This is a genomic window from Bacillus sp. LB7 (assembly GCF_030449715.1).
Classification (GTDB): domain Bacteria; phylum Bacillota; class Bacilli; order Bacillales; family Bacillaceae; genus Bacillus; species Bacillus paralicheniformis.
On sequence record NZ_JASGCA010000003.1, the window covers coordinates 53953 to 80360 of the forward strand.

26 protein-coding genes are annotated in these 26408 nt (G+C 47.3%); 8 read left to right on the forward strand and 18 right to left on the reverse strand.

Annotated elements, in window-relative coordinates; translation table 11 throughout:
* Positions 1 to 3 precede the first annotated feature (3 nt).
* The gene (gene prpB / locus QMZ64_RS05190; protein WP_265625347.1) at positions 4 to 921 is read left to right on the forward strand and encodes a methylisocitrate lyase; all 918 of its coding nucleotides are present in this window, start codon (positions 4 to 6) and stop codon (positions 919 to 921) included.
* A gap of 43 nt (positions 922 to 964) precedes the next feature.
* Here the strand turns inward: prpB and QMZ64_RS05195 are convergent, their stop codons facing one another.
* The 4 genes from QMZ64_RS05195 to QMZ64_RS05210 form a co-directional block, all read right to left on the reverse strand.
* On the reverse strand, positions 965 to 2158 hold the full coding sequence (locus tag QMZ64_RS05195; RefSeq protein ID WP_265625346.1) for a chromate transporter: 1194 nt from the start codon (positions 2156 to 2158) through the stop codon (positions 965 to 967).
* Positions 2159 to 2170: 12 nt separating this feature from the next.
* Entirely contained in the window at positions 2171 to 2479 is a 309-nt protein-coding gene (locus tag QMZ64_RS05200; RefSeq protein ID WP_020453412.1) for a PadR family transcriptional regulator, read from the reverse strand.
* A 144-nt stretch (positions 2480 to 2623) separates the two neighbouring features.
* Positions 2624 to 4339, reverse strand: a complete 1716-nt coding sequence (locus QMZ64_RS05205; protein ID WP_243941557.1) for an ABC transporter ATP-binding protein — start codon at positions 4337 to 4339, stop codon at positions 2624 to 2626.
* Positions 4340 to 4453: 114 nt separating this feature from the next.
* Complete coding sequence (locus tag QMZ64_RS05210) at positions 4454 to 5116, reverse strand: rhamnogalacturonan acetylesterase (protein ID WP_265625345.1); 663 nt, start codon at positions 5114 to 5116, stop codon at positions 4454 to 4456.
* A gap of 313 nt (positions 5117 to 5429) precedes the next feature.
* Here QMZ64_RS05210 and bslB (QMZ64_RS05215) point away from each other — a divergent pair, with 313 nt between their 5' ends.
* Together bslB (QMZ64_RS05215) and bslB (QMZ64_RS05220) are read left to right on the forward strand one after the other, a co-directional pair.
* Positions 5430 to 5996: a biofilm surface layer hydrophobin BslB gene (bslB, locus tag QMZ64_RS05215; RefSeq protein ID WP_265625344.1), complete on the forward strand. Its 567-nt coding sequence runs from the start codon at positions 5430 to 5432 to the stop codon at positions 5994 to 5996.
* A 226-nt stretch (positions 5997 to 6222) separates the two neighbouring features.
* Positions 6223 to 6696 (forward strand): biofilm surface layer hydrophobin BslB, encoded by a 474-nt coding sequence (bslB, locus tag QMZ64_RS05220; protein WP_075751643.1) that lies wholly within the window; start codon positions 6223 to 6225, stop codon positions 6694 to 6696.
* A gap of 41 nt (positions 6697 to 6737) precedes the next feature.
* On the opposite strand, the gene QMZ64_RS05225 is transcribed toward bslB (QMZ64_RS05220), so the two are convergent.
* The 7 genes from QMZ64_RS05225 to sigY all read right to left on the reverse strand — a co-directional run bounded on the left by QMZ64_RS05225 (position 6738) and on the right by sigY (position 11018).
* Positions 6738 to 7967 carry a multidrug effflux MFS transporter gene (locus tag QMZ64_RS05225; RefSeq protein WP_020453417.1) on the reverse strand — a complete coding sequence of 410 codons (1230 nt, stop codon included), beginning with the start codon at positions 7965 to 7967 and terminating at the stop codon, positions 6738 to 6740.
* Between the two features lie 109 nt (positions 7968 to 8076).
* The gene (locus QMZ64_RS05230; protein WP_265625343.1) at positions 8077 to 8853 is read right to left on the reverse strand and encodes an ABC transporter permease; all 777 of its coding nucleotides are present in this window, start codon (positions 8851 to 8853) and stop codon (positions 8077 to 8079) included.
* Positions 8850 to 9737 (reverse strand): ABC transporter ATP-binding protein, encoded by an 888-nt coding sequence (locus QMZ64_RS05235; RefSeq protein ID WP_265625342.1) that lies wholly within the window; start codon positions 9735 to 9737, stop codon positions 8850 to 8852. Before QMZ64_RS05235 ends, QMZ64_RS05230 begins: the two co-directional genes overlap by 4 nt.
* Entirely contained in the window at positions 9737 to 9949 is a 213-nt protein-coding gene (locus QMZ64_RS05240; RefSeq protein WP_243941547.1) for a PLD nuclease N-terminal domain-containing protein, read from the reverse strand. Before QMZ64_RS05240 ends, QMZ64_RS05235 begins: the two co-directional genes overlap by 1 nt.
* Positions 9946 to 10164: a transcriptional regulator gene (locus QMZ64_RS05245; protein WP_279599974.1), complete on the reverse strand. Its 219-nt coding sequence runs from the start codon at positions 10162 to 10164 to the stop codon at positions 9946 to 9948. Before QMZ64_RS05245 ends, QMZ64_RS05240 begins: the two co-directional genes overlap by 4 nt.
* Positions 10165 to 10488: a YxlC family protein gene (locus QMZ64_RS05250; RefSeq protein ID WP_020453422.1), complete on the reverse strand. Its 324-nt coding sequence runs from the start codon at positions 10486 to 10488 to the stop codon at positions 10165 to 10167.
* Positions 10485 to 11018, reverse strand: coding sequence for an RNA polymerase sigma factor SigY (gene sigY, locus QMZ64_RS05255; RefSeq protein WP_265625340.1), 534 nt, complete (start codon positions 11016 to 11018; stop codon positions 10485 to 10487). The genes QMZ64_RS05250 and sigY overlap by 4 nt, the downstream gene beginning before the upstream one ends.
* 153 nt (positions 11019 to 11171) lie before the next feature.
* Between sigY and QMZ64_RS05260 the strand changes: the two genes are divergently transcribed.
* Positions 11172 to 12383, forward strand: a complete 1212-nt coding sequence (locus QMZ64_RS05260) for an MFS transporter (RefSeq protein ID WP_265625339.1) — start codon at positions 11172 to 11174, stop codon at positions 12381 to 12383.
* A gap of 18 nt (positions 12384 to 12401) precedes the next feature.
* Here QMZ64_RS05260 and QMZ64_RS05265 read toward each other — a convergent pair whose 3' ends face one another.
* Together QMZ64_RS05265 and QMZ64_RS05270 are read right to left on the reverse strand one after the other, a co-directional pair.
* Entirely contained in the window at positions 12402 to 12833 is a 432-nt protein-coding gene (locus QMZ64_RS05265; protein WP_026580310.1) for a hypothetical protein, read from the reverse strand.
* Between the two features lie 304 nt (positions 12834 to 13137).
* Positions 13138 to 14736: a catalase gene (locus QMZ64_RS05270; RefSeq protein ID WP_265625338.1), complete on the reverse strand. Its 1599-nt coding sequence runs from the start codon at positions 14734 to 14736 to the stop codon at positions 13138 to 13140.
* 185 nt (positions 14737 to 14921) lie between these two features.
* On the opposite strand from QMZ64_RS05270, the gene katA reads away from it, so the two are divergent.
* The 4 genes from katA to QMZ64_RS05290 all read left to right on the forward strand — a co-directional run bounded on the left by katA (position 14922) and on the right by QMZ64_RS05290 (position 19230).
* Positions 14922 to 16379 (forward strand): catalase KatA, encoded by a 1458-nt coding sequence (gene katA / locus QMZ64_RS05275; RefSeq protein ID WP_243941537.1) that lies wholly within the window; start codon positions 14922 to 14924, stop codon positions 16377 to 16379.
* Positions 16380 to 16495: 116 nt separating this feature from the next.
* Positions 16496 to 16912 (forward strand): Fur family transcriptional regulator, encoded by a 417-nt coding sequence (locus QMZ64_RS05280; protein ID WP_322784710.1) that lies wholly within the window; start codon positions 16496 to 16498, stop codon positions 16910 to 16912.
* A gap of 6 nt (positions 16913 to 16918) precedes the next feature.
* Entirely contained in the window at positions 16919 to 17872 is a 954-nt protein-coding gene (gene hemH, locus QMZ64_RS05285) for a ferrochelatase (protein WP_265625336.1), read from the forward strand.
* 332 nt (positions 17873 to 18204) lie between these two features.
* On the forward strand, positions 18205 to 19230 hold the full coding sequence (locus QMZ64_RS05290; protein ID WP_265625335.1) for a pectate lyase family protein: 1026 nt from the start codon (positions 18205 to 18207) through the stop codon (positions 19228 to 19230).
* A gap of 37 nt (positions 19231 to 19267) precedes the next feature.
* On the opposite strand, the gene QMZ64_RS05295 is transcribed toward QMZ64_RS05290, so the two are convergent.
* The 5 genes from QMZ64_RS05295 to QMZ64_RS05315 all read right to left on the reverse strand — a co-directional run bounded on the left by QMZ64_RS05295 (position 19268) and on the right by QMZ64_RS05315 (position 26163).
* Complete coding sequence (locus QMZ64_RS05295) at positions 19268 to 20119, reverse strand: NAD(P)H-hydrate dehydratase (RefSeq protein ID WP_265625334.1); 852 nt, start codon at positions 20117 to 20119, stop codon at positions 19268 to 19270.
* A 162-nt stretch (positions 20120 to 20281) separates the two neighbouring features.
* A complete protein-coding gene (gene cydC / locus QMZ64_RS05300) occupies positions 20282 to 22033 on the reverse strand; it encodes a thiol reductant ABC exporter subunit CydC (protein WP_265625333.1) in 1752 nt (583 codons plus the stop codon).
* Complete coding sequence (gene cydD / locus QMZ64_RS05305; protein WP_265625332.1) at positions 22030 to 23754, reverse strand: thiol reductant ABC exporter subunit CydD; 1725 nt, start codon at positions 23752 to 23754, stop codon at positions 22030 to 22032. Before cydD ends, cydC begins: the two co-directional genes overlap by 4 nt.
* Entirely contained in the window at positions 23754 to 24770 is a 1017-nt protein-coding gene (gene cydB / locus QMZ64_RS05310) for a cytochrome d ubiquinol oxidase subunit II (protein WP_231005483.1), read from the reverse strand. Before cydB ends, cydD begins: the two co-directional genes overlap by 1 nt.
* Positions 24757 to 26163 (reverse strand): cytochrome ubiquinol oxidase subunit I, encoded by a 1407-nt coding sequence (locus tag QMZ64_RS05315; RefSeq protein WP_243941523.1) that lies wholly within the window; start codon positions 26161 to 26163, stop codon positions 24757 to 24759. Before QMZ64_RS05315 ends, cydB begins: the two co-directional genes overlap by 14 nt.
* Between the last annotated feature and the right edge of the window lie 245 nt (positions 26164 to 26408).

Genomic DNA, 26408 nt, shown 5'->3' on the forward strand with positions numbered 1-26408 from the left:
AATATGTGGATTGTCTCGAAACAATCAACTCAGGAAGAACTGGCCATTGCATTCAGAAAGCTGATGAAAGCGCCTGATATTTTGAAAATACCCGGGGTTCATGACGGGATGTCAGCCATTACCGCAAAAAACATCGGCTTCAAAGCGCTCTATCTCTCCGGGGCCGCCTACACGGCAAGCCGCGGGCTCCCTGACCTCGGAATGATTCACTCCCAAGAAATCGCTGAAAAAGCCAGCGAACTTGTGAGAGCCGCAAATCTTCCACTTTTGGTCGATATCGACACCGGCTATGGCGGTGTCCTAAATGCGGCACGCACAGCGGCTGAAATGGCTGAGAGCCGGGTCGCAGCCGTTCAAATCGAAGATCAGCAGCTGCCTAAAAAATGCGGACATTTAAACGGAAAGACGCTTGTCCCGGCAGAAGACATGATCGCAAAAATTAGAGCGATAAAAGAAACCGCCCCTTCGCTCGTCATTGTGGCACGTACGGACGCAAGAGCAGCGGAAGGGATGGAAGCCGCCGTCAGACGCGCCAATTTATATGCCGACGCGGGAGCCGATGCCATCTTTCCGGAAGCATTAACGAGCGCCGCCGAATTCCAGGAAATGGCCTCCTCCATTAAAGCGCCGCTCCTCGCCAATATGACCGAATTCGGAAAAACGCCTTATTACACGGCGGACGAATTCCAAATGCTCGGCTGCAGCATGGTGATTTACCCGGTGACTTCCCTGCGCGCTGCCGCGAAAGCTTATGAACGGGTCTTCGTGGAAATTTTCGAAAAAGGCACGCAAAAGGGTGTACTCAATGACATGCAGACGCGCGAAGAATTATACGATGCAATTCATTACTACGACTATGAAAAACTGGACGAAAATATCGCCAAATCGGTGCTTCCCGAAATCGGAAAAGAACATCGTTGATACGCGAAAAAAGGCTGCCGAAATTGTCGGCAGCCTTCTCCATTTACAGCAGCTGCATCAACGCGCCGCCGGCAGCACCGGCCGCAACGATGATCCATGGCGGGAGCTTCCAGTAGACAAGCAGGCTGAACAAAACCGCGGCGAATGCAAAATCGATCGGTGTCAATATCGAGCTGGTCCAGATCGGATGATAAAATGCGGAAATCAATATTCCCACAACAGCTGCATTCACTCCCATTAAAGCGCCTTTTACTTTAGGATTGCGGCGCAGCGTATCCCAGAAGGGCAGCGTCCCCAGAATCAGCAGGAACGCCGGCAGAAAAATCGCCGCTGTGGCGAGCAATCCGCCTTGCCAGCCGCTGATCACCGCACCAAGATATGCAGCGAATGTAAACAAAGGCCCCGGGACAGCTTGAGCGGCTCCATACCCGGCTAGAAAAGCCTCTTCGCTTAACCATCCCGTTGGTACAAATTCCCGTTCTAATAACGGCAGGACCACATGTCCTCCTCCGAAGACCAAAGAACCCGACCTGTAAAAACTGTCAAACATGGAAATCCAGCCGGAAGATGTCATTTCTCTGAGCACCGGCAGCAGAATGAGAAGCCCGAAAAACAAGCTGAGACAAACCGACGCAAACCGGCGCGACACAGGAAACCGCATGACGGAATCATCCGTTTCAACTTGCTCTTTATAGATCAGATAACCGGCGAAAGCGGCGAGCAGGATGACGCCGACCTGTGTAAAAGCCGTCTGCCAGAGAAGGGTGGCGACTAGAGCAAACAGCGCGATCGCCTTGCGCTTTTTATCAGGTGTCAGCTTTTGCGCCATCCCTATAATGGCATGGGCGACTACGGCTACGGCTACGATTTTCAACCCATGAATCCAGCCGGCTGTCCCGATATCGAAGCCTTGCAGAATCATGGCAAATAATACGAGTGCTATGACAGATGGGAGAGTAAACCCGATGAACGCTAGGATGCCTCCAATGATGCCTGCTCGCATGACACCGATTCCGATCCCCACCTGGCTGCTGGCAGGGCCGGGCAGGAACTGGCATAAAGCGACCAGATCGGCATAGTTTTTTTCGTCCATCCATTTTCTTTTGCGGACATATTCGGCATGAAAATATCCTAAATGGGCGATCGGTCCTCCGAACGATGTCAACCCAAGCCTGGTTGAAACGAATAGAATGTCAAGCAGCGACCTCAAGCTTCTGTCCGCTTTATGCTTTGTCATCATTCCACTCCTCTATTCTTTAATTTCTTTAAACAGTTCATATGCTTTCAATCTTGCTTCCTTCAGTACGCTTGCTCCTTTTTCCGTGGTTGAGTAGTATTTTCTGATTTTCCCGTCCACATTCTGTTCTTCTTTTCGAAGAAGTCCGTCAGATTCCATTGAATGAAGGATCGGATACAGCGTTCCCGCACTGATGTTATATCCGTGCTCTTTCAATTCCTCAAGCATCCACAATCCGAAAATCGGATGTTCGCTGGCGTGGTGCAAAATATGAATTTGAATAAATCCCAGAAATAGCTTTCGCAATACTTTATCTTCCAATACCACACCCCCTTTAACGAAATCCAATATCGAAATCCGATATCGATAGTTTATAACGAAAGTGTAGCATCGGTTCTCTCTCTTTTCAAGGTCTTTTGCCCTTAAAAAAACAAGCCCAAACATGGGCTTGCCTGTTTCAAACATTTACGACTGATACTGTACACGATGAAGATTCGCGAAAATACCGCCGCGCTCAACCAGTTCATCATGTGTTCCTTCTTCTGCGATTCCGTTTTCTGTCACGACCACAATCCGGTCGGCATTGCGGATCGTGGCAAGTCTGTGAGCGATGACAAGCGTCGTCCTGTCTTTTGCGAGCTCTGTCAAAGCGTTTTGAATCACCTGCTCCGTCTCTGTGTCAAGTGCTGATGTGGCTTCATCCAATATGAGAATCGGCGGATTTTTAAGAAACATCCTGGCGATTGCGATCCTTTGCTTTTGGCCCCCTGACAGCTTCAGCCCTCTTTCGCCGACCTGGGTCTCATAACCGTCCGGGAGCGACTCGATCAACTGTTCCAAATGCGCCATTTTAGCGGCCCGCTGAATCTCTTCATCTGTCGCATCCAGTTTTCCGTAGGCGATGTTTTCGCGGAGCGTCCCCGTAAAAAGAAACACATCCTGCTGGACGATGCCGATTTGCGAACGGAGAGAACGTTTTGTCATATCGCGAATATCGATGCCGTCAATTGTGATGGCCCCGCCGTCTATATCGTAAAAACGCGGAATCAGCGAGCTGATCGTCGTTTTACCCGCTCCCGAAGGGCCGACAAAAGCGACCGTTTCTCCGGCTGTAATTGACAGATCGACACCTTGCAGGACGGGTTTATGTTTTTCATAGCCGAACGTCACATTCTTGAAGACGATGTTTCCTTCCAACTCCGGAACATCAATCGCATCTTTGCGGTCGACAATCTGCGGCTTTGTATCGATCAACTCCGTAAACCGCTTAAATCCTGCCATTCCTTTCGGATAAAGCTCCAAAATGGCGCTGATTTTATCAATTGGCTTAAACAACACGTTGACATAAAGAACAAACCCGACGAATTCCCCGTAGGACATATTCCCGGAAAAACTGAGCCAAGCTCCGTACACAAGCACTGCCAGAATCATCAGCCGCGTCATCAAAAAGGTCCCGGCAGTCGTGAGAGCCATCGTTTTGTAGCCTTTCAGCTTCGCCTTGCGGAACTTTTGATTGTTCTTTAAAAACCGGGAAATCTCAAAGCGCTCATTCGTAAAAGATTGAACGACGCGAACGCCTGAAACGCTGTCCTCAACCCTGGCGTTAACATCGGCGATTTCGCTGTACATCTGGCGCCAAGCGCGGTTCATCCTGATATTTGAATAAGTGATTAAAATAATCAATAACGGCACAAACAGAACAGCAACCAAAGCAAGCTTCACATTAATCGTCAGCATGATCCAAAATGCACCTAAAAAGGTCATCACGGCGATGAACAAATCTTCCGGTCCGTGATGGGCCAGCTCTCCGATATCAAACAGATCATTTGTGATGCGGCTGATGATATGTCCAGTTTTTGTATTGTCAAAGTAGCGGAAAGATTGGCGCTGTACATGTTGGAAAAGCTCCTGGCGCATATCCGTTTCGATGTTGATGCCGAGCTTATGCCCGAGATAATTGACAATGTATTGCAGGCCCGTGCTGAGCAAATAAATCAGTAAGAGGCCGATGCTTACCCAGACAATTTCAAGCCAGTCGCCCCCGGGAATCAGCGTATCGATGAACCACTGAACGACTAGGGGAAAAGCCAGCTCAAGCAGTGCGACGATGATCGCACTGCTGAAATCGATGAAGAACAGACGTTTATGAGGTTTATAGTATGAAAAAAAGCGGCGTATCATAAGATGATGTGCACTCCTTTTGAGAATCTTTACGAGATTGATCGTATCATAGTTTTGCATAGGTAGTGCAAAAATTCCGAAAAATAATTGAAAATTATTCTCAAGTAGACTGTTTTATAAAGGAATTCCCGTTTCTTTTGCTCCCTGTGCAACCAGTTTAGCGATTTCGTTTGCCCCGTAGTCGCAAAAATGGGTGTCATCCCTGGCTCCGTCCGGATAGTTGAGGTGTTCCCCCGGTTCAAGCCATAAAAACAGCTTTTTGGAAGCTTCGGGTCCCAGCGATTCAAGCAATTGACGGCTTTTGAAGGCGAGATCGATGAGCGGCACCCGAAGCTCTTCCGCAAGCTGTATCATCGCATCAGGATAGTCTCCGTGGGTATTTTTGAACCGGCCGTCGCTTTCAAATGATCTTCTCTGGACCGGTGTAATGAGGACCGGATTGGCTTTTTTTAACCGGGCGTCATCTATATACCGGCGCAAATGCTGCTTGTAAGTTGTGTATGGCTCTGTATAGCGATCATCCGGCTTTTGGTCGTTATGACCAAACTGGACAAACAAATAATCGCCGCTTCGGATCTGTGTCATGATTCGCTCCAGCCTGCCTTCTTCAATAAAGCTTTTTGAGCTTCTCCCTGATGCCGCTTCATTGCGGATCAAAACACCGGCGCTTAAAAACGCGCCAATTTTCTGTCCCCAGCCTGCACGCGGCGCCCTGTCGCTATCATAATCGCAAACCGTTGAATCCCCGGCCAAAAACAACTGAACGTCTCTCATCATCCAGCCCCCTCATTCCTTTTTCTTTATATTAAAACGCCCCTTAAAGAATCGCAACCAAATATACATTTTTAACCATTTTGTTCTTTATACGACTCCTTTTTATAAAAAAAGGCTATAAATTGACAGAAAACTATCAATTTATACTAATTTTTTTTAGAAATTTATCTAAAAATATTTACTTGGCTGGTAAATGGTGATAGATTAAATAAACAAGAAAAGGAATATAGTTGATCGCGATCTCGTTTCTACCTTTTCTTGAACATAATAGGACGTCCTCTACTACATTAACATTGCATTTAGGAGGAACTTATCGATGCTTAAACGAAAATTCATTCGCAAAATCAGTGTTGGTCTATTAGCTTCTGCAGCATTGTTTTCATTTGTCATTCCTACCCAAGGGGCAAATGCCCAAGAGGTGAAAACAAATCATTTTAGAGGACCGATCTTTTGTCCGCCGCCATTCAAGCCGTCGCCTAAGCCGCAGCCGGATAATCCGCAACCGGATAACCCGACTCAGAAGCCTGTCCTTGAGGCAAAAACGATTAACAGCAATAAAGAGTGGTCAACTTCTGACATAGAAATCACTTATAAACCCAACACTTTTGTCGGTTCAAGCTATGTTGAATTTCATTTTCCATACCGCTTTCATGCAAGCACAAGAGATACACTAAATGGAAAAACGCTTGACTATACACAAATTTTAAATGACGGACAAACGGTCCGTGTCCCTGTCTATGCTTTAAGCTCTTCTGAGTTCAAACTGGTCATGGTTCGGAAAACGCTTCCAAATGCAGGCACTCACAGAATTACTGCTGAACTGCAGCAAAATGGAAAAAACATCAACCATGCTGAAACAACTTTGGAGATTGTTCCTCGTTAAAACAATGTTCGGCCTGCCGGCATCAATTTGCTGGCAGCCGTTCTGCTGTATTTCTCTTTACATATCATGCATTTTTTAAAAGTTTTTAGAATTTTCTTCGAAAGATATTTACTTGATTGGTAAATAGTGATAGATTGATGGGGTGGGAAAAGGAATATAGTAGATTACGGACTTATTTTTTCCTTTTTCATCTTTTTTTAAAACATTCATTAGGAGGGGGAAGTACATGTTGAAACGTAAATTTATCGGAAAAATGGGAGTCGGGCTATTAACTTCAGCAGCATTGTTTTCTTTCATTCTTCCGACCGAGGAAGCGAGCGCCACTTTTTTCAGAAACGCTCCGACGCTTCATGTCGAAACGGTTGACAGCAACAAAGAGTGGACAACCTCAGACATTGAAGTCACCTACAAACCGAACTCTTTTGTCGGTTCAAGCTATGTTGAATTTAACTTTCCATACCGCTTCCATGCGAACACAAGAGATTCGCTGAACGGCAGAACACTGAACTATACACAAATTTTAAATGACGGGCAAACTGTCAGAGTGCCGGTTTACGCTTTCAGCTCTTCTGCGTTCAAACTGGTCATGGTTCGGAAAACACTTCCAAACGCAGGAACTCACAGAGTCACCGCGGAGCTGCAAAAGTTCGGACGAAACTACAACCACGCTGAAGCTACAGTTGATATCCTGCCACGCTAAAACATTTCAGCCTGCCGGCAAAAGAACCGGCAGGCTTTTTTTCATTTAAGCGCTGCCCGCCGAACCAGCATGTTAAAACATGCGAGCGCGCTGATATTGCAAAACAGAATGACGACTGCCATCGGTAAAGCTGTATGGCTTCCGCCAATACCGACGAGCGGTGCCGCGGCAGCTCCTAAAATAAACGGAAGCAGTCCTAAAAGCGCAGATGCGCTTCCGGCCGATTTTCCCTGGCTCTGCATCGCCAAGGATCCGCTGGTCGTCGTCACGATTCCGATGCAGGAAACCACGACAAACAGCGGGATTAAAATCAGAATCAGCGGTGCTTTGAAAAAGACTGAAACAAATAAAACAACGCTTGCGGTAAAAGACAGCAGCAAACCGCTCCGCAAAAGGGACGCTTCGCCGAACCGGCCGGCAAGCCTGCCCGTAATCTGAGCTGCGATAATGATGCCCAAGCCGTTTAATGCGAAACAAAAACTAAAGGCTTGCGCCGACAATTTGTAAATGTCCTGCAAAACAAACGGAGAGGCCGATATATAGCCGAACATCCCAGCTACGATCAGCCCTTGCGCCAAGGCGTATCCCATAAATGTGCGCTGGCCGAAGAGCCTGCCAAATGATACAAACGTCTCTTTAAACCCGCCTGCCGTGCGGTTTTCCGGTGACAGCGACTCTTTCACCCCGAATATTACGGACAAAATCATCAGCAAGCCAAAAAGGCCGATGATGAAAAATACGCCGTTCCAAGTCGTCCATTTCATCAGCTGTCCGCCCGCTACCGGGGATATGATAGGCGCAATCCCGTTAACCAGCATCAAAAGCGAAAAGAACTTTGTCAATTCTGTACCGGAATATAGATCACGGGCAATCGCGCGTGATATGACGATGCCGCCTGCACCGGCTGCACCTTGAATAAAGCGCATCGCAATCAAGACCCATACAGAGGATGTCATAGCACATAAAAAAGAGGCCGCGGCAAAAACGGACAGCGAAACGATCAGCGGGAGCCTTCTTCCAAGGACATCGCTGAAAGGACCGATGACAATTTGGCCGATTGCCAGCCCCAGTAAACACGATGTTAAACTGAGCTGAACGACGGAAGCATTCGTATGTAAATCAGATGCCATCTGCGGAAGGCCGGGCAAATATAAATCGATCACAACCGGACCGATTCCCGATAAAATACCCAATATGACAGCGATCCATACCCTGTTCGGCTTAGCTTTTGACTGAGCCGCAAGATCTGCCTGGCTGTTAAGCGTACCCATTGGATCACTCCTTTTTTATATTTTGAAATACGCCCTCGAAACCTTCCAATGTATTGTACACCTTAAGCTATGAAGATAACAATTAGAAAAACCGGGCGAGCCCGGCTGATTAGTAAGATTCATATCTTTTAAAAACAAAAACGGTGCACATGAATAAAAGCAGCACAATTCCCAAAGACGAAAACACCATCCAGCCGAAAGCATTATCCCATGAACCGTGCATGATAAAATAGTCAGCCTGGCTTTTCGCCTTATCAGGCATCCATTCGGTAAAACGGGGAAATAAGGAACCCGCCAGTGAAACGAAGGCGATGGAACTGATGCTCATGCCGGCAATCCCCCCGATATGACGAAACAGGGCACCGAAAAACATCGTGACCGACATGACAAATACAATCCATATACTGTACACGAATAAACTAAATAAGAACCGGTCAAATTCAACCTTTCCGAATAGAAGGTTTGTATAATAAAAAGCTAACCCGTAGCTCACAGCAAACGAAACCAATACGAGCAGCACCTGCTGAAGCCACTTGCTGCCGATATACTGCAGCGGGCTGACAGGTCTCGCCATCACCAATGAAAGGGATCCTTGGTTTCGTTCGTGGACAATGCTGCCCATCACACTGAAAACGAAAATTGCAGTACCAATCGTGCCGAACTGGGACAAGGTGCTCGCCATCACCTCTTCACTTCCCGGCTTTGGTATGTCGATCACAGCTCCCTCAGGCAAATTCCCGGCCATATCGATAATCTGAGGCATATAATACAGGCTGAGCGGCTGAATCAAGCCCAGAAGGATCAAAATGACTGGCAGCCAAAGCAGCTTTCCGTCCCTCCAGCTTTCCGTCCATTCTTTTTGAAATAACATAAAAAATGAATTCATAGCCCCATCACCTTCAAATACATATCTTCCAAGGACATCGTTTTTTGTTCAAAACGAACAATCGATACTTGCCTGCTCAAGCATTCAGCCAACAGCCGGCGGCTGTCAGACCGATCTGTTAAATAAAATTCAGCTTGTGAAGGCTTATGATACACGACTTTGCTGACATAAGGCAGGTGTTCCAGCCATCCTTCAAGGCTCTCTTCAGCTGTCAGGATATAAGATGGCTTTAAATGCCGGTTCTTCAATCTGTGAAGCGGACCTGACCATTTGACAGCCCCTTCTTTCAGCATGATCACTTGATCGCACACCTCTTCGGCATCATGCAGCACATGAGTCGAAAATAGAATTGTCATCTTCTTTTTTAAATCTTTCATCATATCAAGGACTTCACGACGCCCCGCCGGATCGAGCGCGGAAACAGGTTCATCCAAAATCAACAGGCTCGGCTCATGAACCAAAGCCTGCGCAAGCCCGAGCCTTTGCTTCATTCCTCCTGAAAAACCGCTGATTTTCCGGTCTTCTTCCTTTTCCAGACCGACATAGCGCAAAGCGGTTCGACTCTTTTCCAGGGCTTCACGACGTTTCATTTTAGAAAGTCTTGCAGCGAACACCATATATTCCAAAGCTGTCATCCATGAAAAAAACGCAGGATGCTGAGGCAAATATCCAATTTCCAGTCTGTTTATCGATTCTCTCCCCAAAAAGCGGACCCGTCCTGATGTAGGGGCCAATAAACCGGAAAGCATTTGCAATGTCGTCGTTTTTCCCGCCCCGTTCGGCCCGAGAAGGGCAACGCATTGCTGATACTCAAGGTCAAAGCTGACATTTCGGACAGCTTGGTGCTGCTGATACATTTTTGTTAAGCCATTGACGGACAGCATCACACCCGCCTCCTTTCATATGTTTTTTTACCGATGATAAAGTAAGAGACGGGACCGACAAAACTGATCCCGAAAATGATCAAAATCCACATCCACTTTGGGCCATTCGTTTTCTCCTGTTTCATGCAACTGACCAATGCGGACACTGCTAAAATGAAATACAGCACAATGAAAGGAGCGAGCAGCGCCCAAGGTATATCTGCTTCAGTCATGATGACGGCCTCCTTTTCTTATGAAACGGCCTTACAACAAATAAATAATAGAATAATAAAGGCATCGGTGTTTGGATCAAGCCCCATATGCCCCAAAACCACGCATTGGCTCCCTTTTTCTTCGCATGAAGAAATAGAAAGATACTCTGCGCAAATAAAAGCGGCGAAATGTAAAGCAGCAGCAGCAGTTTTTCCTGAGTCATATCAAGATTCATTTAATCAGCCTCCCCGTCAGCCGCACGCCGCCTTTTTTCTAATAAGGCGAGCGCCGGCAGAAATATAAGCGCCGCACCCTGCACCATGATAAAAACAGCCGGCACTTGAACGGAAATCGTCAAGTAAGCCGATAAAATTACCAGCGCCATGACGATAAAACAAAGCAATTCCTTTTTGAGCGCCCGCTTGCGTTCTTGCTTAAACCGCGCTAAACGCTGATTCAGTTCAAATACTTGAGGAACCGGCGGCACAAAAGTATCATCCATTCTTTCGAGTTCGCGTTTCAACTGTGTAATCGTTTCTTTTTCGTCTCGGTCGTTCACTGTCCGCACTCCTTTCGGATTTTCTTTAATCCATGATGCACGCGCGATTTGACGGTACCTTCTTTTATTTTCAGCATGTTTGCCACTTCAGGATAAGTAAACCCGTAATAGTGCCTTAACAAGATTGGCATTCTGAACTCTGGCTCAAGAGCAGCAAAAAGCTCCAAGTATTCGTTCCATTCGTGGCCGTGAAGGGCGGACTTCCATTTCATTTTTCGCAAGGCTTCCTCTCCTGCTGCTTGCGTTTTGCGGTTTTCGCGTTTTTTCCGGCGCTGATGGTCGATAAACAGCCGGGAAGCAATTGAGATCAGCCATGTTGAAAATTTCGCGTTGCCCTGAAATTGATGAAGGCTGACATACGCTTTCAGCATCGTTTCCTGGACCAAGTCCTCTGTGAGATCAGGGTTCAGCGTTAATTTCAGAACATATTGATATACAAAGGGGTAATGAAGCTGAAACAGTTTCGTAAAAGCCGCATCTTCCCCGTCTTTTGCCTGTATGATCAGTTCTTTTTCATCTGCTTGATCCACTAAAACGCCAACCCCCTTTCTTTTTGTCTCTGTATCTAAGACGACGGCTGCAAGCAAACCGTTCAATTGTATTTCAAGAAGATAAAAAATCGTCTTGTTTTCCGACAGGGGTTTATGATGTACTTGAATTTAAAGGGGTGAGAGTAAAAAGGGATGGAACGGCAAAAACAAATTGTCTATGAAGAAAAACAAATTTTAAAGAAAGATCATATCATCTTTTGGGGTGCCGTCTTTTGTTTCTGGTTTGCTACATACATCTATGTCCCTGTTTTCGGATTATATTTAGACAACATCGGATTTTCATATTCAGCGATAGGAATCGTACTCGGAAGCTACGGCGTCACCCAAATATTACTGCGGTTTCCGTTCGGCATCCTGTCAGATGTTCTTTCGCCGCTTAGAAAACAGCTGTTGATCAGCGGCTTTGCAATGTCTCTGTTGAGTTGCTGCATATTTCTGTTGTTCGATTCGTTCATCATGGTGATCACGGCCAGACTGCTCGCCGGTATGACTGCGGCGATGTGGGTGATGGCAACCGTTTTATACTCGCAGTATTTCACAAAAGATCAATCGTCAAAAGCGATGGGCATTCTGCAGTTTTTAACGGTTCTCCCCCAATTTGTCAGCATGGCTGTCAGCGGATACCTCGTCCATTTGTTCGGCTGGATGTTTCCGTTTTGGATCGGTGTTGCCGTTTCGTGCATCGGTCTGATTCTGTCATTTTACATTAAAGATAACGGGCCCCGCCATACGGCCAAGGGGATGGCTTTGTCAGACTATGTTAAACAGACGTTGCGCCTTCCTGATTTAAAAGTGATTACAACATTATCGTTTTTAGCCCACGCCGTGCTATTTATGACTGTGTTCGGGTTCACGCCGATTTACGCGGAATCGGTCGGCATCGATGAGAAGCAGCTGATTTGGATCATGTGCGCTTTTTTTATTCCGCAAACGCTGGCTTCCGTGTGGTGTATCTTTTACAAAGTCAAGGCCGCCGATGCACTAATATGGATATCTTATGTGATAACGGCTGTTTTCTTTTCCTTGCTGCCGTTCGCCGAGACCCTTTTCGCAGTGTGTGTGATCCACGCCGTGACAGGACTGACATTGGGATTTATTTTTCCGCTTTTGGTCAGCAAGGTCGCCCAGCTTGGTACGCCTCAGCTCAAAATGTCTGTGATGGGTTTCTATCAATCTTTTTATGCGCTCGGTTTTTTTCTCGGACCGGTTGTGGCGGGAAAAACGGCTGAACTGTTCGGGCTGCGGGAGGTGTTTTGGTTTGCCGGGGCTTTGTCATTGGCAGGGGCAGGAGTGATGCTCGTTTCAAAGCAGTTTTCGATACGTACAAAAAGCAGGCGGGGATGATGCCTGCTTTTTGCTTGCTCAATAAGATATTTTAGCAGAACCGGCAGGATACCAATTGCCATTCTGCGCTTTTGCCCATCCGTAAACCATATCGCCTGAATTGACCTTTTCTCTGATCAGCTCAAGCCTTTCGCTTGAATTTGCCTCATACCTGCTTCCCGTTTTCGCCGGTATTTTCACAGATAAAATGTTGTCCTTTAATGTATCAGGCTCCTCATCAGTGCTTGTCCATGCGACTCTTTCATAATAAGTCTGATTAAACGGACTCTCCAATCCTTTAATATAAAAGCGGACTGTTTTGCCAACCACCTTAACATCTGTATATGCCGTGCTGTAGGGATGAATCGATTCCTGAGAAATTGACTTTCCGTATGCCAAAACAGACGTTCCGCCGGCGCCGCAAAGCATGATTCCCAACATGAAAACGACAGCTGCCAACTTTTTCAACATGAAAACTCCTCCCTTTTTTTCAACTTTTTATACATGTTTAATTTTACCATATTTTCCGTTTACTTCTTTTCTGTGAATTTGTACATTTGTTGAATATAGGAAAATATTAGTTAAAGGGCCTAAGCGGGGATAAGTTTCTTTTGCTCGTTATTTTCTCGACAAATTGGAGCGAACACCCTAAGCCTCTCTTTGTATTCTTCTTTTCCCTCCACGACTGAAGCGATTGTCTCTATTCCAAAATAAAAAGGATACGCTGAAGCGCATCCATATCTTAATATCAATTTGAATAGACAATGAAGATCTTTTAATAAGGATCTTCACTATGCCCTTTTTCTTCCGCCTGTCTCGGCGCATCTTCGGCGCCTTCTGCCCCGATCGGCTCCCGGCTGGATGTATTTTGGCTGGAAGCGTTTTTTAATCCTTCCTCGACCCTGCTTCCATATTCTTTGTCGCATTGCTTCAGCATATCGATCATTTTCGTTTGAATCCTTTGATCGCATGGGGCAAGTGTATTGACCAGATTCGTAATCAGCTCGTCCTTTTCCCAATCTTCGAAATGCCTGTACGTGTCCCCGGCCTGCTTGAAATTATTCTGCCTGTCGATACTTTCGCGCACCAGATTTCCTTCGACATGCGGGGTATATTCTTTGCCATCCTGCTTCGCTTCTTTCAGCCCGTTAATGGTTGAAGGTTCATAGTTGATGTGCGGGCTTTGATTTTTGCCTAAATCGACCTTGTACTGCATCTGGCCGCCCCGCTGATTGGTTGCCACCCTTTTTTTCGGCGCATTGATCGGCAGCTGCAGATAGTTGGCCCCTACTCTGTATCGCTGTGTATCCGAGTAGGAAAACGTACGTCCCTGAAGCATTTTGTCATCGGAAAAATCAAGTCCGTCGACAAGAACCCCTGTTCCAAATGCCGCTTGTTCGACTTCTGTAAAGTAGTCTTCCGGATTTTTGTTTAATACCATTTTGCCGACAGGAAGCCAAGGAAATTGCTCCTCAGGCCATAGCTTCGTATCGTCAAGCGGATCAAAATCGAGTTCAGGATGCTCATCATCGCTCATGATTTGAACGAACAACTCCCACTCGGGATAGTCTCCCCGCTCAATCGCTTCATATAAATCCTGTGTGGCGTGATTGAAGTTCTTCGCCTGAATCTCTTCCGCCTCTTTTTGCGTCAAATTTTTTATGCCCTGCTTCGGTTCCCAGTGATATTTCACAAGGACGGCTTCTCCATCTTGATTCACCCATTTGTACGTGTTGACCCCGGACCCCTGCATCTGCCGGTAGTTTGCCGGAATGCCCCAAGGCGAAAACAAGAATGTGATCATGTGCATCGCTTCAGGTGTGTTGGAAATGAAATCAAAGATTCTTTCGCCATCCTGCAGATTCGTAACCGGGTCCGGCTTAAATGCATGGATTAAATCAGGAAACTTCACCGCATCGCGGATAAAGAAGATCTTCAAGTTGTTTCCGACCAGATCCCAGTTCCCGTCTTCCGTGTAGAACTTAACGGCAAATCCGCGGGGATCGCGAAGCGTTTCCGGTGAAGATATCCCGTGGGTCACCGTCGAAAAACGGACAAACACCGGGGTTCTCTTACCTTTTTCCTGAAACAGTTTTGCTCTCGTATACTTTGAGACCGGCTTGTCGCCTGCTGTCCCATAAGCTTCAAAATAGCCGTGCGCTCCGGCTCCCCTAGCATGGACGACCCGCTCGGGAACCCTCTCCCTGTCAAAGTGGCTGATCTTCTCCAAGAAATCATAGTTCTCCAATGTAGAAGGCCCCCGGTTGCCCACGGTTCTGACATTCTGATTGTTTGTGATCGGGTGGCCCTGCCGGTTTGTTAACGTATCATCCGTCTCCATGTCAGATTTCTGCTCGTTTGAACGCTGATCCATCCCTTTACCTCCTTTATTTGGAATTAACAATAATTTATCCCAAGTTGAGGAAGTTATTCAAGTTACAATATATTAAATCAACGATAATGAATTTTTATTTATAATAATTATAAATAAATATTGTTTTTTTCTTGAGAAATGTTATCATTGTTTTGTAATTAAAATTTACGCGAGGTGATCCTTTGATGACGACAAATAAAAACAACCTAACTACCAGCTGGGGCGCTCCCGTTGGAGACAACCAAAACTCAATGACAGCTGGTTCTCGCGGACCGACGCTGATTCAGGACGTCCACTTGCTCGAAAAGCTCGCCCACTTCAACAGAGAGCGTGTACCTGAACGGGTTGTACACGCAAAAGGCGCCGGTGCGCACGGTTACTTTGAAGTCACAAATGACGTTTCCAAATATACAAAAGCCAAATTTTTATCAGAAGTTGGAAAGCGCACGCCGTTATTCGTCCGTTTTTCAACTGTTGCAGGCGAAAACGGTTCAGCCGATTCCGTCCGCGACCCGCGCGGTTTCGCTGTTAAATTTTATACAGAGGAAGGGAACTATGATCTCGTCGGAAACAACACACCGGTTTTCTTTATTCGCGATGCGATTAAATTCCCTGACTTCATTCATACACAAAAACGCCATCCGGTCACACATTTGAAAAACCCGGATGCCGTATGGGATTTTTGGTCATTGTCTCCTGAATCCCTGCACCAGGTGACCATCCTGATGTCTGACAGAGGCATTCCCGCCACTTACCGGCATATGCACGGTTTCGGGTCCCACACATTCAAATGGGTGAATGCCGAAGGAGAAGGCGTCTGGATCAAATACCACTTCAAAACAGAACAAGGCATTAAAAACCTGACCGAAGAAGTGGGGACAAAGATTGCGGGTGAAAACCCCGATTATCATACGCAGGACTTGTATGAGGCGATTGAAAAAGGAGACTTCCCGGCATGGAAGCTATACGTTCAAATCATGCCGCTGGAGGATGCGGATACGTACCGTTTTGATCCGTTCGATGTTACAAAAGTATGGTCGCAAAAAGATTATCCGCTGATTGAAGTCGGCCGCATGGTTCTAAACCGGAATCCGGAAAACTATTTCGCAGAGGTTGAACAAGCGACATTCTCCCCTGGAACATTAGTGCCCGGCATTGAACCGTCTCCCGACAAAATGCTTCAGGGACGCCTGTTCGCATATGCGGATGCGCACCGCTACCGCGTCGGCGCAAACCATAACAGTCTGCCGATCAACCGTCCGAAAGCGGAGGTCCATAATTATCAAAGAGACGGACAAATGCGCTTTGATTCAAACGGCGGCGGCTCTGTCTATTATGAACCGAACAGCTTCGGAGGCCCTCAGGAATCTCCGGAAAACAAAACAACGGCTTATCCGGTGTCAGGTTCGGCGGACAGCACGGCTTACGACCATAACGACCACTATACACAGGCCGGCGATCTTTACCGCCTCTTGAGTGAAGAAGAGCGGACCCGTCTTGTCAGCAATATCGTAGGTTCGATGAAGCCGGTGACAAAAGACGAAATTAAGCTTCGTCAAATTCAGCATTTCTATAAAGCAGATCCGGAATACGGCACACGAGTTGCCCAAGGATTGGGCTTGTCCGTTCCACAGGAAGTCTGAGGCTCATTCATTTCAATCATTCTCACTTTTATTCTCATTTTCTCAGGTACAGGCACCCGTCTTCTTTAACATGCGGGTGCCTGCCCTTAATCAAAGAACGACAGGGGATGTTACGTGTGGAAGACGAACAGCTCGTCCCTTTATTAAAGAAACGGGGTTTACGAATAACGGCCCAGCGCATCCTGATTTTAAAAACGATTGTCTCTTTGGGCGGCCATCCATCGGCGGAAGACATTCACCGGGAATTGCCGTACATGAGTCTTCCGACTATCTACAGCAACTTGAAATTATTTGTGAAGCTCGGCATTTTAAAAGAGCTGTCCCACGGAGACGCAAAAAGCAAATATGAACTGTTTACATCAGATCACTATCATGTCATCTGTAAATCGTGCGGGAAGATCGCTGATCTGGACTATCCTCACCTCAAAGAGATTGAGCATGCAGCAGCTCAATTGACGAACTTTAAAGTGAACTCGCATTATTTAGGAATTTACGGAATCTGTACAACATGCCAAAAACAGCAGCAGAGGTGAAGACATATGAACCGAAAAAAAGTCGGCTTGTTAATCATGGCATACGGAACCCCTTATCAGGAAGAAGATATCATTCCGTATTACACACATATCCGTCATGGAAAACGGCCGTCCGATGATATGATTGAAGACTTGAAAAAACGCTACAAGCATATCGGCGGGATCTCTCCGCTCGCGAAAATTACGCTCGCTCAGGCAAAAGAGTTGGAAAAAACGTTGAACGAGCGCCAAGATGAAGTCGAATATGTGATGTATCTCGGCTTAAAACACATCTCTCCGTTTATCGAGGATGCGGTTGAACAAATGAAAAAAGACCAAATTGAAGCGGCCGTTTCCGTCGTCTTAGCTCCCCACTACTCCACCTTCAGCACCGAAGTATACAATCGGCGCGCCAAACAGGCCGCAGCAGCAATCAGCGGCCCCCGGATCGCATCGATTGACGAATGGTATCAGGAAGAAGGCTTTATTCGCTATTGGTCTGAAGAAATCGGCAGCATTTTAAACGGCATGTCTGAAACAGAACGGAAAAAAGCGGTTGTTGTCTGCTCAGCACACAGCCTGCCGGAAAAAATCAAGCAGCATGGCGATCCATACCCGGATCAGCTCGAGAAAACGGCCCAACTAATCGGAGAACGGCTCTCATTTGATCAGATCGCCGTAGGCTGGCAAAGTGAGGGCAACACGCCCGATCCGTGGCTCGGCCCGGACGTCCAAGACTTAACAAAGGAACTGTATCAGGAAGGCTTCCGGTCATTTATTTACGCACCGGTCGGCTTTGTGTCTGACCACTTGGAAGTTCTGTATGACAACGACTATGAGTGCAAAGCGGTTACGGACGAGCTTGGCGCAAGCTACCACCGTCCGCCTATGCCGAACACCGATCCGCGGTTTATCGATACGCTTGCCGCAGTCGTGGAGCGAACATACAACAGCACAGAACAGGAGAAAGCAGAGCTGTAGATCGCTCCGAAAAATGAAAAACTGAAGAAACATGATTTAGAATCAGAATCTGTGGATTTTCATTTCCATAGATTCTTTTTTTTGCACCATTATGATGAAAGACCTTTATCTAAATGCGCTTATTCTCAGATTCGTGTCATTTGGCATAATCACCAGATTATGCGCAATTCCAACTCACATCATGATTATTCAGATCATTCAGAAACATGTGCTATGCTCTCTCTGATTCCAATAAAAGGGAGGGATAGCCAGTGTCCATCACTCGGTATCCGCCGTAATTGTAAGCGCTTCCTATACAGCGTCGGCATGAAAAAAGAATAGGAGGAATTCATATGAAGAAATTAATCAGCATCATCTTTATCTTTGTATTAGGGGTTATCGGGTCTTTGACAGCGTCGGTTTCGGCAGAAGCAGCTTCTTCGTTAAGCTCGGGCAAAGTCAATCCGCTTGCCGATTTCAGCTTAAAAGGTTTCGCGACACTAAACGGCGGAACAACGGGCGGAGAAGGCGGTCAGACGGTAACCGTCACAACGGGAGATCAGCTGATTGCGGCATTAAAAAATAAGAATGCAAATACGCCTTTAAAAATTTATGTCAACGGCACCATTACAACTTCAAATACATCCGCATCAAAGATTGACGTCAAAGACGTGTCAAACGTATCGATTGTCGGGTCAGGGACCAAAGGCGAACTCAAAGGTATCGGCATCAAAATATGGCGCGCCAACAACATCATCATCCGCAACTTGAAAATTCACGAGGTCGCCTCAGGCGATAAAGACGCGATCGGCATTGAAGGCCCTTCTAAAAACATTTGGGTTGATCATAATGAGCTTTACCACAGCCTGAACGTTGACAAAGATTACTATGACGGATTATTTGACGTCAAAAGAGATGCGGAATATATTACATTCTCTTGGAACTATGTCCACGATGGGTGGAAATCCATGCTGATGGGCTCATCGGACAGCGACAATTACAACCGGACGATTACATTCCACCATAACTGGTTTGAGAATCTGAATTCGCGTGTGCCGTCATTCCGTTTCGGAGAGGGGCACATTTACAACAACTATTACAGCAACATCATTGAAAGCGGTATTAATTCAAGGATGGGCGCGCGCATCAAAATTGAGAACAATCTCTTTGAAAACGCCAAAGATCCGATTGTCTCTTGGTACAGCAGTTCACCGGGCTATTGGCATGTATCCAACAACAAATTTGTAAACTCTAGGGGCAGCATGCCGACTACCTCTACTACAACCTATAATCCGCCATACAGGTACTCACTCGACAATGTCGACAATGTAAAATCAATCGTCAAGCAAAATGCCGGAGTCGGCAAAGTCAATCCATAAACTTTGAGGAGAAACGTTCGGAGGCATTCCGAGCGTTTCACTCATTTCCATCCACATACGCTTTCCAAACCGTAGGCAGCAGATCAGAAAGTTCATGCGCGAGAAGCGTATGAGCCGATCTGGTCTTTGTCCATGCGTCCGCACATGCACCGTGCAAGTGGACAGCATTCAGCACCGCTTCTCTCGGATTCTCATGACAGCACAGCATCCCGAGAAGCATCCCGGTTAACGTATCTCCGGTTCCCCCCTTTGCCAGCGCCCCGTTTCCCGTTACATTCCTCCAGCACTCGCCGTCCGAGAAAGCAATGATCGTTTCATGGCCTTTCAAGACAAGAGTCACACCGTGTTCCTCTGCATAATCTCGAGCATAACCGGCCCGATTCGCCTCAATTTCTTGAATGGACAAGCCTGTCATTCTCGAAAATTCGCCCGGATGCGGCGTTAATATCACCGGCGCTTCCCTTTCTTGGTACGATCGTTTTGCAAGAGCACCCGCATCAAGGACAACCGGGCAGCCTTTTTCCAATACGTTCCGGACCGCTTGCTCAGTCACTTGCGAAGACGGCAGCCCCGGCCCGATCGCAATCGCCCGGTAAGGTTCGGCAATCTCGCCGGACGCCGCCTTTTCTAAGCCGTCCCGCCAATACGTCGCTTCAGGGAGAACGGGGACGATCAACGGAATGGCACTTCCGCACGTTCCGATGACAAGCTTTCCAAGACCGCTCCTCATCGCTCCGATTCCTGCAAGGAGAGCCGCTCCCGGCATGTCATCGCTTCCCGCGAGCAAAAGGCCGGTTCCATAAGTTCCTTTATGACTTCCATTCCCCCTTTTTGGCAATGAGCCCTTCACGCAGTCTTTCGTCCATATCGGCAATTGTTCTGCAGACATCCGGATCACACCTTTCAATACAAAGTTTAAACAAACGTTTAATTAAATACTAACTGAATCATACCCTTCACCGAACTTTAACATGCAAAATAAAAGCAGTTGATGAGCGGGCATATAAAAAAGACAGCTTCGCGGCTTGAAGCTGTCTTTTGCGGTTTTCTACTAAGAAAGCCGGCCAACAGGCGCATCCAGACGATAAAGCCTTGAATAGCGCGGATTGTTTTCCAAAAGCTGCTGATGGCTCCCTGCCATTGCAAGCTTCCCTTTGTCTAAAAACAGAATCCGGTCGGCCGCTTCGGCTCCTGCCAAATGGTGTGTAATCCATAGAACCGTCTTTCCATCAAGCACTTGAAACATCGTTGATAGAAGCTCTTTCTCTGTTTTAGGATCAAGACCTATGGTCGGTTCATCCAATACAACGATTGGCGCATTCTGCAGCAGAATCCGCGCCAATGCAATCCGCTGACGTTCTCCGCCTGAAAAACGAATGCCCGTTTCCTGAACAGATGTATGATATCCTTCAGGAAGAGACTGAATATAATCGTGAAGCTTCACCTGGCGCGCCGCCCAATACACGTCCTCATCGCTCGCTTCAGGGTTCCCGAGCCTGATATTATTCAAAACTGTCGTATCAAACAGATGCGGCTGCTGATTAAAAACGGAGACTGCGCGTGAGATTTCTCCTTGAAGCGACTGCGCAGAAATGCCGTTCAATGTAATGTTTCCTTTAGAAGGAGCGAGCGCCCCTTGTATCAACGACAAGATCGTCGATTTACCAGCGCCGCTCGGCCCGAGCAAAGCGGTCTTTTCCCCCTGCTTTAATATAAATGAAACACCGTCCAACACCGGATGGCCTTCTTCATAAGAAAAAGAAACATCTTCAAAGCGAAGCGTGACATCGTCCAAACCTACGGCCTCCGCCCGTTCCTGCTGAACAGCGGCTCCAATTTCTTCCCTTTTCGCCGGCTCAAGCCCGTCCATTCTTTCTAAAGAATCCTGATACTCAGGGATTGACGCCGCTGCGTCTGAAAGCGGAAAGAAAGCTTCTGTCAAAGGAAACACAACAAGGACAAACGCCGCAATAAACACAGGAGCCAAGGCGCCTTCCGCGCTTTGTCCGCCCGCCCATATTAACATCAGAAGAACAAGCCCTGCCGCCAGGCATTGCATGGCAAAGTCCCTCCAACGACTGAAACGCATCCGTTTCCTTTCGATCGCCAGCCATTCCTGTTCTGCCGCTTCATACGCATGGACGAAGTCGTTTTGCCGGCCGCTGAAAACCCAGTCGCTCACGCCCATGACCGCGTCTGTCAGCTGACGGTACAAGAGGCTTCGTCCTCTTTTCAGCGCAACATTTTTCGCCCTTGTCACAAGCAGGGAAACAAGCGGAACAAGAAACACGAAAACCGCTGCATAGATCGCGATCAGCCCTGCAAAAGGCCAAGAAAAAAAGCCGATAGCAGTGATGAATACGCCATATAAAAGAAGCGCCGACAGCCCGGGAAATACCGTTCTCAAATACATGTCCTGCAAATGCTCAACATTGTCGGCCAACATGCCGAGCATATCCCCCGTCCGGAAGCGTTCACGCCATTTTAAAGCTTGAGGTTCCAGCATCCTGTAAAGCCTGACGCGCATATCGGATAAAATTTTCAAGATGATATGGTGTCCGGTCAACCGCTCAACATAGCGCGACACCGAGCGCAGAATCCCGAAGGTGCGGACCGCTACGATCGGGACATAGATCATCAAAATATTTTCCGGACGCGTAGCCGCTTTGGATATTAAATAACCGGAGGTAAACATAAGAGCTGCAGCCGAGCATGCCGTCAACCCGCCAAGCAACACGACAATGATCAAAAGCCTTATATTTTTCTTGATATAGGGCAGAATCCACCCGTCTTCATTGTTCATGATGCACCTCCAAACGACTGCGCCTGCACGAGCTCGTAATAAACGCCCCGCTTTTCAATCAGTTCTTGATGTGTGCCGGTTTCAGCCACCTGCCCATCCTTCAGCACGATGATTTCATCCATATCAAGCATCCAGTGAAGACGATGGGTTGCCAAAAAAACCAGCTTGTCTTCAAACAGTTTCAGCATCGTTTTTTTCAACTCGTATTCTGTTTCGATATCCAAGTGAGCGGTCGGCTCATCTAAAAGAAGAATCGGACGATTGCCCAGGAAAGCCCGGGCAACGGCTGTGCGCTGCGCCTGTCCGCCGCTTAATGCCCTCCCGCCTTCACCGATCCGCTCCTCTAAGCCGGACGGAAGCTGATCAATCAGCTCCGTCAGCCCGGCGGCTCTTGCTGCCTGTTCAACTTCTTCGTCAGAAGCGCCGGGATGATAAAAACGGATATTGGCTCCGAGCGTGTCCGGAAAGATATAGGGATGCTGCGGAATATACAGGAGCAGATTTTGCCAGCTGTCCGTCTGCAAATGCGTCCTTTCTTTTCCCCCGACTTTGATCACGCCGCTTTTCGTTTCCAAGAAACCGCCGAGCACATCGATAAGCGTAGATTTTCCGGCCCCGCTTTCCCCGATGATTCCGATTTTTTTCTTTCCTTTAAACGATAGAGAAATGCCGGATAAAGAGGAGTTTTCCTCCTCATCATGCTGCACCTCTACATGCTTGAACTCGATTTGATCGTCGTCTGACCATCGCTCAAGGTCCAAAGGCTCCTCATCCTTGAAACCGGGCGACTCCAATATCGCCTTGATCGCTTTACCGGCTTCCCGGCCGTTCAATGTAGCATGATAGTCATTGCCGACTTCCCGGACAGGGAGAAAAAACTCAGGCGCAAGAATCAGAATGGCAAGCGCCGGCTCCAGCATGATGGTGCCGTCAACAAGACCGAGACCGAGAAAAACGGCTACGGTTGCCACGGACAGCATGGTGAAAAAATCAAGTGCGAACGAAGACAGAAAGGCAATTTTAAGCGTGCCCATCGTCGCCTTCCTGTACCGTTCGCTCACATGAAAAATATTCTTCGTATGTGAACGGCTCATGCCCAGCACTTTCAATGTTTCCAGGCCGCGCAAGGAATCAGTAAAATGATTTGAAAGCATCTCATACGTCTTCCACTGGCTGTCCGCTTTTCTTTTTGCCGCATAACCGAGCAGGATCATAAATGCGATTAAAATCGGCATCGTAATCATTAAGACTGCAGCGGAGGAAGTGTCTTTAAAAAAGACATAACAGACAACCGCCGGCGGTATAACGGCCATGCTGATCATTTTCGGCAAAAACAGCTCCAAATAGCGGCGAAACTGCGCAATTCCTTCCATCGCGAGTGTGACGACGTGACCTGTTCCTTCTTTTCTCGCCAGTCTGGGGCCGGATTGAAAAAGTTTCTCCAAAAACTTTTTCCTTAGGTCGGCCCCCGTCTTGGCGGCATAATCAAAAATCAGCCTTTGCCTGACAAGGGTCACGGCGTGGCGGAATAAAAAAGCGGCGGTAAATAAGATGATCAGCGGAACAAGCGAACCGACCCGCTCGCCGTTAAAAAGGCGGGTCACCGCTTCAGCAAGCCATTCGGCCTGCATGATAATAGCTGCGCCTTGCATGCATGTCAGTACGGTGAGTGCTGCAAGAATTCGCTTCATTCCTTTATATTGCAAAAGATCTTTTCCCATTAATAAATCATTGGCTCCTTACTGCTGACCCGTTTTCGAAAAACATAGTAGCTCCAGATCTGATAGCCCAGCACGAAAGGAAGCAGTGACAGCGCGACGATCGTCATCACTTTTAAAGAATAGTCTCCTGATGAAGCATTATAAACCGTTAAATCATATGCGCTTTTGACCGAGCTGATCATGACGCGCGGGAACAGCGCAGTGAAAATCGTCGCCACTGTGAGGGCGATCCCTGCCCCTGTCATAGCAAATGTCCAGCCGTCGCGTTTTTGTTTCATAAATACGATCGACAGCACATAGCAAACGACAATCAAAGCCGCAAGCGGTATCGTCACATGTCCCCTGCCCGTGAACAAGTCCGTTTCAAAAATGGATAAAGCAACAAAGGCAACAAGCGCCGCCAAAACGGCGAATACGACTTTTTTGGCCAGCTGTCTTGCCCGGTCGCGCAAGTCGTCTTCCGTTCTCAACGTAATAAAGATCAGGCCGTGCAGCAGGCAGAGAAGCGTAACGGTGACTCCCCCTGTTACGGAATAAACGTTCACATAATCAGTAAAACCGGCGTGCAGATTCATATCGGCATCGATCGGCATGCCGCGCAAGATGCTGGTAAATAAAACACCGAACAAAAACGGGGGCAGGATGCTGCCGAAAAATACGACCCAATCCCATGTTTTCTTCCATTTTGCGGTTTCGACTTTTCCTCTAAATTCAAACGCGACCCCGCGGCCGATCAATGCAAGAAGAACAAAGACAAACGGAATGTAATATCCGCTGAACATCGTGGCATACCAGTTCGGAAAAGCCGCGAAAATCGCGCCTCCTCCAGTCAGCAGCCAGACTTCATTGGCATCCCAGAAAGGGCCGATCGTATTGATCATCACCCTCCGTTCAAGCTCGTTGCGTCCGAGAAACCGGGTCGCCATTCCGACGCCGAAATCAAAGCCTTCAAGAAAGAAAAAACCGATGAACAGCACAGCGACTAATATAAACCAAAGTTCATTAAGAGATACCATGGTAAACCTCCTGATCAAACGGGTCTGTCGATACGGAATCATCATGATGGTGGTCATGGTGTGCAGCCCCTTTTTTAATCTCCCGCACAAACAAGTAGACAAGAACGAGCGCCAGTACAAGATAAATCGCTGTAAACGCGATGACGGAGAACAGCAGCATTCCCGCTGATACGTTCGGCGACACGGACTGCGCCGTTGTCAAAATACCGAACACCGTCCACGGCTGGCGTCCGATTTCAGTCATGATCCACCCCGCCGTATTTGCAATGAATGGAAAGGCGATCAAAGCTACCATCGTCCGCAAAAACCATTTGCTTGTTTCAAGTCTTTTGCGGAAGCTGAGATAGAGGCCAGTCAAAGCGGCAACGATCATTAAAAGTCCTGAACCGGCCATGATTCTGAAACTCCAAAACGTCGTTTTCACCGGCGGAATATAATTTCCTTCTCCGTATTTTTCTTCATATTGCTTTTGCAGCGTCTTCATTCCGGGCACATCGCCGCTGAATTGTTTATAAGCCAAATAGCTGAGCGCATACGGGATGCTGAGCTCTGATTTGTTTTCCTGCTTGTCCGCGTCAATGTTCGCAAGCACCGTCCAAGCTGCCGGATCACCGCTGTCATCCCAAAGCGCTTCGCTGGCAGCCATTTTCATCGGCTGGCTCTTCATCAGATGCTGGGCCTGCTCATGTCCGCTGAACGCTACGCCGATGCCGGAAACAAGCGCCACAATCATCGCGATTTGAAAGGATTTTTTAAAAAAGAGCACTTCCTGTTTTTTCAGCATTTTATACGCGCTGACACCGGCAATGAAAAACGCCCCGGTGGCAAGGGCACCGAAAATGACGTGCGGAAATTCAACCCATAGCTGCGGGTTTTTAATAATCGCAAAGAAATCGGTCATTTCCGCGCGGCCGTTTTTAATCGCGAATCCGACAGGCTCCTGCATAAACGAGTTGGCCGCTAAAATCCAAAACGCCGACATGATCGTTCCAAGCGAAACAAGCCAGATGGACAGCAAATGGATCTTCTTCGGAAGCCGGTCCCAGCCGAATATCCACAAACCGATAAACGTCGATTCCATAAAGAAAGCGAGCAGCGCTTCCACCGCGAGCGGAGCGCCGAATACATCACCGACAAAGCGGGAGTACTCCGACCAGTTCATTCCGAACTGAAATTCCTGTAAAATCCCGGTGACCACACCGACTGCAAAATTAATTAAAAATAAGTGCCCCCAAAATTTAGCCATCGTTCTGTAAATGTCTTTTTTCTTTACGACATAAAGAGTTTCCATTAAAGCAACCATAAAGACAAGCCCGATTGACATCGGCACAAAAATAAAGTGAAAGATCGTTGTTGAAGCAAATTGAAATCTTGCCAAAATGAGTTCGTCCACTGTTCCAGTCTCCTCCTCTTTGTTCTAGCCGGACCCGTTGCCGAATGGGGCATCACCCTTGCTCAAAGTTTCACATGGATTTTATGAATATGATCACAGACAAAAGGGTGACCTCAGCCCACATTGATGTTCTGTTATTATCCGGATGGTTATTTATACCTGTACTTTACCGCGAATTCCTTCTTAAATAAAGTACATATTCCCTAATTTATGGATGTCATTGTGACAATTATACGAAGAAATTA